This window comes from Rhodococcus sp. FG69 (assembly GCF_057808915.1).
On the sequence record NZ_JBMDIX010000014.1, the window covers coordinates 50,589 to 62,540 of the forward strand.

General features: G+C 65.7%; 12 protein-coding genes. 2 read left to right on the top strand and 10 right to left on the bottom strand.

Annotation, left to right across the window (positions count from 1 at the left end):
• Nucleotides 1-14 precede the first annotated feature (14 nt).
• Together ACODSO_RS13115 and glmS are read right to left on the bottom strand one after the other, a co-directional pair.
• Nucleotides 15-1,448 carry an NAD(P)H-hydrate dehydratase gene (locus tag ACODSO_RS13115; protein WP_489037300.1) on the bottom strand — a complete coding sequence of 478 codons (1,434 nt, stop codon included), beginning with the start codon at nucleotides 1,446-1,448 and terminating at the stop codon, nucleotides 15-17.
• 204 nt (nucleotides 1,449-1,652) lie between these two features.
• Entirely contained in the window at nucleotides 1,653-3,515 is a 1,863-nt protein-coding gene (glmS, locus tag ACODSO_RS13120; RefSeq protein ID WP_489037301.1) for a glutamine--fructose-6-phosphate transaminase (isomerizing), read from the bottom strand.
• Between the two features lie 75 nt (nucleotides 3,516-3,590).
• Between glmS and ACODSO_RS13125 the strand changes: the two genes are divergently transcribed.
• Nucleotides 3,591-4,445: a dienelactone hydrolase family protein gene (locus tag ACODSO_RS13125; protein WP_489037302.1), complete on the top strand. Its 855-nt coding sequence runs from the start codon at nucleotides 3,591-3,593 to the stop codon at nucleotides 4,443-4,445.
• 276 nt (nucleotides 4,446-4,721) lie between these two features.
• Here ACODSO_RS13125 and ACODSO_RS13130 read toward each other — a convergent pair whose 3' ends face one another.
• Together ACODSO_RS13130 and ACODSO_RS13135 are read right to left on the bottom strand one after the other, a co-directional pair.
• The gene (locus ACODSO_RS13130) at nucleotides 4,722-6,593 is read right to left on the bottom strand and encodes a hypothetical protein (RefSeq protein ID WP_489037303.1); all 1,872 of its coding nucleotides are present in this window, start codon (nucleotides 6,591-6,593) and stop codon (nucleotides 4,722-4,724) included.
• Nucleotides 6,590-6,901, bottom strand: a complete 312-nt coding sequence (locus ACODSO_RS13135; RefSeq protein ID WP_489037304.1) for a hypothetical protein — start codon at nucleotides 6,899-6,901, stop codon at nucleotides 6,590-6,592. The genes ACODSO_RS13130 and ACODSO_RS13135 overlap by 4 nt, the downstream gene beginning before the upstream one ends.
• Before the next feature lie 174 nt (nucleotides 6,902-7,075).
• On the opposite strand from ACODSO_RS13135, the gene ACODSO_RS13140 reads away from it, so the two are divergent.
• Nucleotides 7,076-8,116 carry an LLM class F420-dependent oxidoreductase gene (locus ACODSO_RS13140; protein WP_489037305.1) on the top strand — a complete coding sequence of 347 codons (1,041 nt, stop codon included), beginning with the start codon at nucleotides 7,076-7,078 and terminating at the stop codon, nucleotides 8,114-8,116.
• 4 nt (nucleotides 8,117-8,120) lie between these two features.
• On the opposite strand, the gene glmM is transcribed toward ACODSO_RS13140, so the two are convergent.
• From glmM to ACODSO_RS13170, 6 genes are all read right to left on the bottom strand, one after another.
• Nucleotides 8,121-9,458, bottom strand: a complete 1,338-nt coding sequence (gene glmM, locus ACODSO_RS13145; RefSeq protein WP_489037306.1) for a phosphoglucosamine mutase — start codon at nucleotides 9,456-9,458, stop codon at nucleotides 8,121-8,123.
• 113 nt (nucleotides 9,459-9,571) lie between these two features.
• The gene (gene rpsI / locus ACODSO_RS13150) at nucleotides 9,572-10,108 is read right to left on the bottom strand and encodes a 30S ribosomal protein S9 (RefSeq protein WP_082898136.1); all 537 of its coding nucleotides are present in this window, start codon (nucleotides 10,106-10,108) and stop codon (nucleotides 9,572-9,574) included.
• Entirely contained in the window at nucleotides 10,105-10,548 is a 444-nt protein-coding gene (gene rplM / locus ACODSO_RS13155) for a 50S ribosomal protein L13 (protein ID WP_068380939.1), read from the bottom strand. Before rplM ends, rpsI begins: the two co-directional genes overlap by 4 nt.
• A gap of 176 nt (nucleotides 10,549-10,724) precedes the next feature.
• Nucleotides 10,725-11,066, bottom strand: a complete 342-nt coding sequence (locus ACODSO_RS13160) for a TraR/DksA family transcriptional regulator (RefSeq protein ID WP_489037307.1) — start codon at nucleotides 11,064-11,066, stop codon at nucleotides 10,725-10,727.
• A gap of 96 nt (nucleotides 11,067-11,162) precedes the next feature.
• Nucleotides 11,163-11,456 carry a WXG100 family type VII secretion target gene (locus tag ACODSO_RS13165; RefSeq protein ID WP_068380933.1) on the bottom strand — a complete coding sequence of 98 codons (294 nt, stop codon included), beginning with the start codon at nucleotides 11,454-11,456 and terminating at the stop codon, nucleotides 11,163-11,165.
• Nucleotides 11,457-11,524: 68 nt separating this feature from the next.
• On the bottom strand, nucleotides 11,525-11,833 hold the full coding sequence (locus tag ACODSO_RS13170; protein WP_231912741.1) for a WXG100 family type VII secretion target: 309 nt from the start codon (nucleotides 11,831-11,833) through the stop codon (nucleotides 11,525-11,527).
• Nucleotides 11,834-11,952 lie beyond the last annotated feature (119 nt).

An 11,952-nucleotide genomic window follows, 5' to 3' on the forward strand; every position in this document is an offset into this window, starting at 1 on the left:
ATCGCGGGAAGTGCTCAGACCGCACCCGAACGCACGATTCTGATTGCTTCCGGGACCGCCGCGAGCAGTGGACCTGCAGAGATAGGAGCTGCCAGCTCGCCACCGGATCCGTACGCGGCAGTGGCGGCCGCGAGCGAATGGACACGAGTTCCACACGCAGCGGCAGTCAACAGGTCCAACCCCGAGGCAACGAGCGCCCCGAGCAACCCGGACAGCACGTCGCCGGAGCCAGCCGTAGATGCAGCCGAGCCACCGGCGTCGCTCACCAGCACTCGGCCGCCTCTGTCCGCGATCACCGTTGCGCGACCCTTCAGCAACACGGCGACCCCCCACTCCGACGCGAGGGCGCGGACCGATCGCACACGATCCGGACCCGGAGCAGAGCCGGCCAGTCGTTCGAACTCGCCCGCATGGGGCGTCAGCAACGTCGGAGCTGTTCGCCCCCGAATCGATTCCGGCGAGGAGGCGAGAATCGTCAGTGCGTCGGCGTCGACGACGACCGGAAGGTCGGAGCCGAGTACGTGCATCAGCCGCGACCTCGAATCCTCCCCCGTTCCGAATCCGGGACCGACGACCCAGGCCTGCACACGCCCGGCCGCGTCGAGATCCCTCGCAGCCACGACCTCCGGGTAGTGCGAGACGACTTCCGTGGCGGCACTCCCGACGTAACGGACCATGCCGGACGTCGCAGCGACCGCCGCACCGGTGCAGAGCAGCGCAGCTCCCGGATACCGGTCGCTTCCTGCGAGAACACCCACCACACCCTGTGAGTACTTGTCGTCTTCCGCCATGGGGATCGGCCATACCGAGCCGACGTCGAACGGGGACAGCGACTCGAAGAACGGATCCCCGAGCGAGAGACCGATGTCGACGAATTCGACTCTGCCGCAGTACGGTGCAGCAAGAACGTGTGCGGGCTTGCGGGCGCCGAATGCAACGGTGACCTGTGCACGCACAGCCGCCCCGACCACCGCGCCGGTGACGGAGTCGACGCCACTGGGAATGTCGGCGGCAACGATCGGAGCGCTGATCCCCGCCACCAGTGCCGCCGCGTCAGGGCGAAGAGCACCCTGACCGGAGATCCCGACGATCGCATCGATCACGATGTCCGGCGCTCCTGGTGCAGCAACCACCCGGCCGCCCGAGCGTCGGAACGCAGCGAGGCCATCGCGATGAGCTCGTTCCGGATTCAGGAGCACGGCGGTCACGGCCGCACCTCTCCGTCGCAGAAGCGCTCCCGCCCATAGACCGTCGCCGCCGTTGTCGCCGGAACCGACGAGCACGCACACCTCACGGCCGAAGACGCCGCCGGTTCGATGGAGCAGCTCGGCAGCCACCACCGTGGCCAATCCGTGCGCAGCCCTGCGCATCAGCACTCCGGCGGGCAACGACTCGAGCAGGGGTCGCTCGGCCTCGCGGACCTGATCGGGGGTGTAGTAACTCCTCAACGCTGTCCTCCTCCGCTCCCGTCGAACCAGTCGAACCAGGTCGCTCCGCTCCAGTGGCGCGATTGAGTGTCCCCCAGTGCACTTAACCGTGCCACTGCCGCGGAGCTGCCCAGAGGCACTGCGGCGGAGCCGCCCAGAGGCACTGCCGCGGAGCCGCCCAGAGGCACTGCCGCGGAGCCGCCCAGAGGCACTGCGGCGGAGCCGCTACTCGACCGTGACCGACTTCGCCAGGTTTCTCGGCTTGTCGACGTCATAGCCCCGGGTCTGAGCAACTTCGGCGGCGAAGACCTGTAGCGGGACCGTGGAGAGCAGCGGCTGCAGCAGGGTCGGGGCCGCCGGGATCTCGATCAGGTGGTCGGCGAACGGCCGCACCGTTTCGTCGCCTTCTTCAGCGATGACCACGGTCCGCGCCCCGCGCGCCTGGATCTCGCGAATGTTGCTGAGCAGCTTCGAATGCAGCACCGCACGGCCCTTCGGCGACGGCATCACGACGATGACCGGCAGGCCGTCCTCGATCAACGCGATCGGACCATGCTTGAGCTCGCCGGCCGCGAAGCCCTCGGCATGCATGTAGGCGAGTTCTTTGAGCTTGAGCGCACCTTCGAGAGCCACGGGATAGCCGACGTGGCGACCGAGAAAGAGAATCGTCGGCGAGGTCGCGAGCTCTCGTGCGAGTTCACGCACCGGCTCCACTGAATCGAGCACGCGCTGAACCAGTTTCGGCATCGCTTCCAGATCTGCGAACTCGCGTGCGACCTCGTCGGGATACTTGGTGCCACGAGCCTGCGCCAGCGCCAGACCGACCAGGTAGTTTGCAGTCACCTGCGCCAGGAATGCCTTGGTCGACGCGACGCCGATCTCCGGGCCGGTCCGCGTGTACAACACTGCGTCGGCCTCGCGAGGAATCTGCGAACCGTTGGTGTTGCAGACAGCGAGCACCTTCGCGTTCTGCTCTTTGGCGTGTCGCACTGCTTCCAGCGTGTCCGCAGTTTCGCCGGATTGCGAGATGGCAACGACGAGGGTCGACCGATCGAGAACCGGATCGCGGTACCGGAATTCGCTGGCCAGTTCGACCTCGACTGGAAGACGCGTCCAGTGCTCGATCGCATACTTCGCGAGCAGCCCGGAGTGGTACGAACTGCCGCACGCTACGACGAAGATCTTGTCGACGTCCCGCAGTTCCTGATCCGAGAGTCGCTGTTCGTCCAACACGATCCGACGGTTCTCGAAGTGGCCGAGGAGCGTGTCGGCGATGGCTGTCGGCTGCTCCTGGATCTCCTTGAGCATGAAGTAGTCGAAGCCGCCCTTTTCGGCCGCCGCGAGGTCCCAGTCGATGTGGAACGGGCGGCCCGACGCCTCGTTGCCGTCGAAGTCCGTGATTTCGTAGCCGCCCGAGGTAATGACGACCACCTGATCCTGGCCGAGCTCGACGGCCTCGCGGGTGTGCTCGATGAACGCCGCGACGTCCGAACCGAGGAACATCTCACCGTCGCCGACTCCGACCACGAGCGGCGTCGATCGACGTGCCGCGACGATGGTGTCGGCGTGATCGGAGTGAGTGAACACCAAAGTGAAGGCGCCTTCGAGTCGCCTCAGGACTGCTTTCGCGCTCGCGACGAAGTCGCCCTTGGTCTCGCCGGAGTCGTAGGCGCGGGACACCAGGTGGACAGCCACCTCGGTGTCGGTGTCGCTGGAGAACTCGATGCCCTCGGCTTCGAGCTCCGCCCGCAGTGGACCGAAGTTCTCGATGATGCCGTTGTGGACCACCGCCACCGAACCCGACGCGTCGCGATGCGGGTGCGCGTTGCGATCCGTCGGTCGGCCGTGCGTCGCCCAGCGGGTGTGACCCATGCCAGCGGTGCCCGCGAACTTGTCGGCGCCGACCTCGTCGAGTTCGGCTTCCAGGTTGGCCAGACGACCCGCCTTGCGCTCGACGGCAGTACTACCGGATCCGTCGAGAATCGCAATGCCCGCGGAGTCGTAGCCCCTGTATTCCATTCGCCGAAGCGCCTCGATCACTACACCCAGAGCTGGGCGGTGACCGACGTATCCCACGATTCCGCACATGGTGATTGAGGGTACCCGCCCCTCGGGCGCCCCCATACCTGCCTCGCACGCACTCGATCCGATAGCGTTGCGACTGTGGCGACACCAAAGAAGCTCGCAGCTCTTCTCGGCAAACGTGGACCGCACAAGGTGCTACGCGGCAACCTTGCGCTGGCCGGCCAGCCCGGCATCGTGTTCACGCCTGCTAGCGGCTACAACCTGCCCGCCGTTGCCTTCGGCCACGGTTGGCTACTCGGCGCCGAACGGTACGAGAACACGCTGAAGCATCTGGCATCGTGGGGCATCGTCGCCGCAGCGCCAGACACCGAACGCGGGCCACTCGCGTCACACCGTGGTCTTGCGGCCGATTTGGCCACAACGCTCGATATCGTCACCGGCGTTCGCCTCGGAACGGGCGATATCAGTGTCCACCCCGACAAACTTGCAGTAGCCGGGCACGGGATGGGAGCGAGCGTCGCCGTGTTGGCCGCCGCCGCCCGGACCGACGTGAAGGCGGTCGCCGCACTGTATCCAGCACCGTCGTCGCCCAGCGCCGAAGAGGCGGCGCACACGCTGTCGATACCTGGCCTCGTTCTCGGCGACCCCGCGTTGACCGACTCACTCAACGACAACACTCTCGCGCTCGCCGGAGCGTTGGGTGGACCGTCGACGTTCCGCCGGTTGGCAAAAGGCACCTCCGACGGGATCGTGGAGGGGCGCCGACTGCTGAGCCCGTTGGGTGTCGGCGGCACCGAGAGGGCGACGGCCCGGACGACGCGGATCCTCCTCACCGCCTTTCTGCTGTTCCATCTCACCGGTGACAGGGACTACGAGGGTCTGGCCGGATCGGCGGAGTTGAAGAACACCAAGGTCGTGGATCCACACGCTCCGATCGAGGATCAGCCGAAGCCGAGCCCGATCTCCGCTGTCCGCGCCGTGATCGGCCGCTGACCGAGGGTCAGACCAGCCAACTCGTCGGCTCGGGATCGTCCGGGGGTTCCGCCGCCGAGCCTCGACGCATTCTCGTGTCCAGGTTGGCCGGCATCAGGTACGAGAGAGGTTCATGCTCGGCCTCGTCTGTGGGCTCATCGGATGCGGATGCCCTCCCTTTCGGGGCAAGTGTGGCCCGAACCGCCTCGTCGTAGCGCCTTCCTGCTGCAGCAATCGAGTCTCGACAGTCACTGCCGATCCGGTCCATAAGGTCGGCCCACGACCGATCGGGTCCACTCACAGCGGTCCGGCCTCGGTGAGCTGCGCCCCCGACATATCCGGCGCATTCTCGGGTTGTGGTTCGGGCTCGGACGGAGCAATCGGGGCATCCTCTGCAAGCACCAGGTCCTCCACAGCCGCAGCGTCACCAGGGACAGCATCCTCGGATGTCGCCGGGGCCTCAGCGGGCCCAGCAGGTACTTCGGGGACTCCCGGTGCTGCATCGGCGGCGGTTCCGGTGTGCGTCGGTCCGAAGACCTGCTCGACGACCGGAACCCCGAACGGCCCCGGTCTCAGTTCGAAACGACGGTTCTCGCCGCTCGGGCTGCCGAGATCGAGGGCGATGATCCCGTTGTGGGCCAGGGACACTCGTGCGCTGTGTCCATCGAACGCCGCTTCGACGTGACCGCGTTCGGCACTGCCGTCGACGATCGGTGCCGGACCACCAGGGGGAGGAGGCGATGCAGGTGGCGTGGCTTCAGGTGGAGGTGGCGCCTGGGGAGGTGTCGACGTGTCCGAACCGGACCTCGATTCGGACAATCCGGCTCCGTCGTCGACGGTCTGCGGTAGTCCCTCCTGTTGGCCGGCCGGGTCGGCGGACTCACACAGCCGTCCGATCACCTCTCCGAGCACGGCTTTCAACTGCTCGGTCATTTCGTGTCCGGTCCGCCCGATCGCGGCAATGACGTCCTCACCGCTGGGCAGATCGCCGAACATCGACTTCATGGCCGGTAGGAGAGACTCCCGAGTCGGTGGGAGGTCGGGCGTGGCCGGCATCGGTGTGGAAGGCAGCGGCGTGGAAGGCAGCGGCGTGGAAGGCAGCGGCGTGGAAGGCAGCGGCGTTCCAGACGCGGACGGCGTGCCACCGAGTTGCGGCTGCCCTGGTTCCGATCCACCTCCGCCGGACGTAGTCGATTGCGGTGCGACCCCGAGGGCGTCGGGCGCCACCGATGGAGCCCGCGAGCCACCGTTGTCAGCTCCGCCAACCCCGCCACCGCCACCCACACCGGGTGCTCCCTCGCCTGCATCAGCCGTCGGGAATGCTCGAGTGTCGATCGTTTCGGCGACCGCTGCCACCGTCGACAGATAGTCGCGGACCGCCCGGTCGATCGACTCGCAGATGTCGACCAGGTGCTGACAGGCCGCAGACACGAGCGGCGCGAAGAGGGTTCGAAGCCACTCGTCGCATACGCGTTTGGCGTGAATCAGCATCGCCTCGGGCGACAGCGAGACGGGGTTGGGCGACAAGGGTGCCGGCAGAGCATTCGATACCTCGGCGGGGATCGGCGCAACGACGGCAGGAAGGAACGGCGACACATGTGCGATCCAGGCCGGTGCCGAACCCCAGGCCAAGGACTCGCCCGGATCGAGAGTCGCGAGGAGATCGATGGTCATGACGACATCGAGCGGTTTTCCGTCCACCAGCCCCCAACCGGTCACCTCAGGCCCCGAAGGGTCGAATCGGCCGATCTCGGTGGCCTTGCGCTCGATCGCGTCGGCAATACCGTCGACTGCTGCGGCCATGGCCAGCGAGAGCTGGTTTGCCGCTTCGGCGCGCTGGCTGCCGATCGTCCGGTCGGACCGAACGTCGGCAAGGGCCGCTTCACCCGCGGCGTCTACCCACGACGACGCGAGCGTCGTCGCCAACCCATCGTGCCGGTCGACCTCGGCTCGTGCGGCCACGACACTGTCGGTGAGGAGCCGTGCGTCCTCTTCGAGCGCCCCGAGATCGAGGCCGCGTTGCTGGTCGTACCGTGCACACAACCCCGGGTAGGTCCAGGATGAACCGGAGGTGACTCGATGCAGAATGGGAAGATACTTCTCGAAGTACACGAGTCCCACCGCACCGGCGTCGAGGATGGCGTCGACGCTGTGGTCCGTTGGGCTCATCGTTCTCCCGCCGGATACTCGATCGACCGGGCTGCAGCACCGTCCGTGTCCTGGTACGAGGCGACACTTGCCCGCAACCGGACCGTGTTGTCCTTGCTCGCCACGCCCCACTGACGGAAACTCGACTCGACCCCGTCGTACCCAGCGGCGATCCGCGCGCCGACGTCGCCGTAGTTTCGCCCGGCCTTGTCCGTGCCGAAAGTCAGCGTCGTGATCTGGGCCGCGATGCGACCGATCGCGTCGGCCGACTGCTCGAACCCTCTAGCCACCTGCGCGACCTGAACGACATCGATCTCCATCTCGGCCATTCCCCCAACTACCTCGAATCAGTCGGAACGAAAGTCGCTCCTGTCATGTTCGACGCAGCCCGGCGGGAAACGGTTCCTGGGACTGCAGGTAACGTCCGAGATCAAGAACTCGGGTCGCGGGATTCACGCCTGCGGAACGACCACGAAAATGTGATCTCACCTGCGAGGAGTCCCATGCACATCGGAACCATGCTCAACTATTCAGGCGGATTCAACGAGACGGTTGCAGAAGTCGCGCAGCTCGAGCAGGCCGGCCTCGACATCATCTTCGTCCCCGAGGCGTATTCGTTCGACGCTGTCAGCCAGCTCGGCTTTCTCGCGGCCAAGACGTCGACGATCAAGATTGCGTCGGGAATCTTCCAGATCTACACCCGCACCCCGTCGCTGACGGCCATGACCGCGGCCGGCCTGGACTACGTGTCCGACGGCCGATTCGTTCTGGGCCTCGGAGCATCGGGACCGCAGGTGGTCGAGGGGTTCCATGGCGTCAAGTACGACGCTCCGATTGCACGCACTCGTGAGGTGATCGAGATCTGCCGCCAGGTGTGGCGTCGGGAGAAGGTCGAACACCAGGGCAAGTACTACCAGATTCCGCTACCGGCCGAGAAGGGCACCGGCCTCGGCAAGCCGCTCAAGCTCATCAACCATCCTGTACGCGAACGCATCCCGGTCGTCATCGCCGCACTCGGCCCCAAGAACGTCGAGCTCACCGCGGAGATCGCCGAGGGGTGGCAGCCGATCTTCTACTTCCCCGAGAAGGCCGAGCAGGTCTGGGGTGACGCACTCGCGGCGGGCAAGGCCAAGCGCGATCCATCGCTCGGCGACCTGCAGGTGTTCGCGAGCCCGACGCTCGCCATCGGAGACGACGCCGAGAAGTACCTGCCGTGGGTCAAGCCACATCTCGCGCTGTACATCGGCGGCATGGGCGCCAAGGGCAAGAATTTCTACAACGATCTCGCGCAACGCTACGGCTACGAAGCGGAGGCCGAGAAGATCCAGGACCTCTACCTGGCTGGCAAGAAGGACGAGGCAGCCGCTGCCGTTCCCGACGAGCTGGTGCGAGCCGTCAACCTGATCGGTCCGGAAAGCTACGTCAAGGAACGCGTCGCAGCGTTCGCCGAGGCCGGCGTCACCACGTTGAACGTTGCCCCACTGGCCGAGAACACAGCAGGTCGCGTTGCGCAGCTGACCGCGCTACGCAACCTGACCGCCTGAGAGATCAGACCTGCCCGACCCGGCTCGCCAGATCTTCGGCGAGCCGGCGGGCCAGGTCCGGCTCGGCTGCCTCGACCATCACCCGAACGAGTTGCTCGGTGCCGCTGGGACGCAACAGCACTCGGCCGGTATCACCCAGCACCCGTTCGACCTCGGCGACGCCGTCCAGCACCGACGGCGCGGCTGCGACCGCACCCTTGTCCGAGACCTTGACGTTGATCAAGACCTGCGGCAACGTCGTCATCACGGAGGCGAGCTCCGCGAGCGACCGCCCCGTCGAGGCCATCCGACCCATCACGAGCAGCGCCGTCAACACACCGTCGCCGGTTGTTCCGTACTTCGGCACCACCACGTGGCCACTCTGCTCACCGCCGAGGGCGTAGCCACCGCTACGCAGCTCTTCGAGAACGTACCTGTCTCCGACCGCTGCCGTGCGGATAGCAATACCCTCGGCGCGCATCGCAATGTGCAAGCCGAGATTGCTCATGACGGTTGCTACCAGCGTGTTGTCGGTCAGCGAACCGGATTCCTTCATCCCCACGGCGAGAACAGCCATGATGGCGTCACCGTCGACGATTGCGCCCGCAGCGTCGACCGCGAGACATCGGTCGGCATCACCGTCGTGGGCGATACCCAGATCCGCGCCGTGCTCGACCACAGCTTTCTGCAGGTCTCCCATATGGGTCGATCCGCAGCCGTCGTTGATGTTGAGCCCGTCGGGCTGCGCGTTGATCGCGACAACCGTCGCACCGGCCGCGGTGTAGATATCGGGGGCAACCGCCGAAGCCGCTCCGTGCGCGCAGTCGACGACAACGGTCAGTCCGTCCAGACGTGTGGAGAGCGCGCCGCTGACATGTGCGACGTACCGTTCGACTGCATCGACGGCCGCGCGAACTCGGCCGATCTCGGCACCGACCGGTGCGTCACCCGTCGTGCCGTCGGCGATGAACGATTCGATTCGTTCCTCGACGTCGTCATCGAGCTTGTGGCCCCCGGCAGCGAAAATCTTGATTCCGTTGTCCGGCATGGGGTTGTGCGACGCCGAGATCATGACTCCGAGGGCCGCGCCGTACTCGGAAGTGAGGAATGCGACTGCGGGCGTAGGTATCACGCCGACGTCGACGACATCGACACCGGACGCGGTAAGGCCTGCGGTGACTGCCGCGGCCAGCATCTCCCCGCTGGCCCGCGGATCCCGACCCACGACTGCCATCGGCCGCTCGCCCGCAGAACCAGGTGCCAGTACCGCAGCGGAAGCCTTGGCCACCTTCAGTGCCAGTTCGGGAGTCAACAGGCCATTGGCCAGCCCCCGTACGCCGTCGGTACCGAACAGTCGAGTCATGCGGACCCGTCCCCCTTCGCCGGAAAATAGTGGAGCAGCTGAAACAAACGCCGCGAGGGCAGGCATCCGGTACATCTGGACGCCTGCCCTCGCGGGTAGATCTGTATGAAGCGTCAGCGCTTGGAGTACTGCGACGCCTTACGGGCCTTCTTCAGGCCGTACTTCTTACGCTCGACCGCACGCGCGTCACGGGTGAGGAAGCCGGCAGCCTTGAGCGGCGGGCGATCCTCGGGGGTGACCTCGATGAGGGCGCGCGAGATGGCGAGACGCAGCGCGCCGGCCTGACCGGAAGGTCCGCCACCGTGCAGCAGCGCGACGATGTCGAAGGATTCTGCCCGATCGACGAGCACCATCGGAGCCTTGATCAGCTGCTGGTGCACCTTGTTCGGGAAGTAGTCCTCGAGGCTCCGGCCGTTGAGCTTGAAGCCGCCGGTGCCCGGGGTGAACCGAACACGAGCAACAGCTTCCTTACGACGACCGACGGTCTGGACCGGGCGATCGAACAGGATCGGAGCGGGCGCCGCAGCGGCTGCTTCGATCTCTTCTACGACCTCGGGGTCTTCGACTGCCACGAACTCGTCCGCGGCGATCTCCACGCCATCTTCCAGGTTTTCCTGCGACGTCACGTCATTTCCCTCCGGCGCCGTCACTGGGACACCTGCTTGATCTCGAACGGAACGGGCTGCTGAGCTGCGTGCGGGTGGTTGGGTCCCGCGTAGACCTTCAGCTTGCCCGCGATGGCATTGCCGAGCTTGTTCTTGGGGATCATGCCCTTGACGGCCTTCTCCACAAGACGATCGGGGTTGTTCTCCAACACCTGTCGGGTCGAGCGCGACTTCAGACCGCCCGGGTGGCCGGAGTGGTGGTGATGGAACTTGCCGTCGAGCTTGTTGCCACTGATGGCAACCTTCTCGGCGTTGATGATGACGACGAAGTCGCCACCGTCGACGTTGGGTGCGTAGGTCGGCTTGTGCTTTCCGCGCAGAAGCGTCGCGGCCTGGACGGCAAGGCGTCCGAGCACGACGTCCGTGGCGTCGATCACATGCCAAGTCCGGGTGGTGTCCCCGGCCTTCGGGCTGTATGTAGACACAGGTTTCCTGTCTTCATGATGTCGCTGCTGGCCAAGACGAGTGAATGACCTCGGCGGCCAGTTGAGACCCGAGATCAAGAGATCGACGCGCAGCATTGTGCGCGGCGAGCCCATACACGCCAAAGAGGGACGATACCGGGAACCGGTCCCCCAGGTCAAAACGCCAACCGAGGCGCTCACCGCATCCGCACACACGTTATGCAGCGACGCGCGGCAGGCAGGGCTTCCAGTCGCGCATCGGCAATCGGTGAGCCACACCGCTCGCACGTGCCGTATGTCCCCGCCGACACCCGCACCGCGGCGGCCTCGAGCTCTCTGAGCTCGTCTTCCGCATCACGTGCGAGCGACAGTACCGCTGCTCGCTCGAACGCGATAGTCGATCCCTCGGGGTCGTGTTCGTCGTCGTCGGTCGACCACCGCGAGCCTTCGACGATCGCCCGGAACTGCGCTCGCAGCGACTCGAGCCGCGCGGCCACCAAAGCCCTCGACTCGTCGATTCGCGCGCTGTCACGGTTCATGAAGTCCAGTGAACAACGAACGCCCCGGCACGCGCAGCATTCGGCCCCAATGTCGATGGACACCGGGGCCGTGATGCACGTCGTGGATCGAGGCTTCTACGAGAAACGCGACCTGTTGAGCGCTTCCTGCTCCTGCATCCGCTGGTTGCCGGAGGTGACGGAGCCGATCAGACTCTGCAGGACGCCGTTCAGCTCAGCCTGCGCCGCATTCCACTCGGCCTGCTTGACCTGGTAAGCATCGGAGTCAGCGCCCTGCCAGGTCGCGACCAGAGGCTGGATAGTGGACTTGACCTCGTCGAGCTTTTCGTTCAGCGACGACCACTTGGTCGTCATTCCACCGGCCAGATCGCCGATAGCACCGAAGTTGTACTTGATTTCGCCGTTCATCATCGATTCCTCACGTTCGTTAGGCCGACCAGTGTCGACTCAGGGACGTTCTGTGTCTTCGGGTGACGCGATCAGAGGTTGAGGCTGCTGCCGATGGTGTTGATCTGCGCGACGTTGTCCTGCTCGGACTGGTCGTATTGCACACCGCTCGTCTTGATCGACTCGCCGATGCCGGCGAGCGCGTTCTCCAACTTGAAAGCACTCGAATCCCAGCTGGTCATGACCTGGGCGAACGTCGTCGACGCAGTGCCCTTCCAGATCCCCGAGGCCGCGAGGTCGACGTCCGCGCGCAGCGCCCGCAGCAAGCCGCCGATCTGCTCGCGCAAGCCGTCGACCTTTGCAGACACTGCGAGCATGGTCTGAATATCTGTTTCTGCCATGTCGACTCCTTCATGTTCTTCGGTTTCGAGCACTCGGGTGAATGCTCGGTCGAGGCCGGTTCACCGCGGCGCACCTGCGGAACTCCCCCTACATCTGATTGGACGCATCCGCGTAGCGG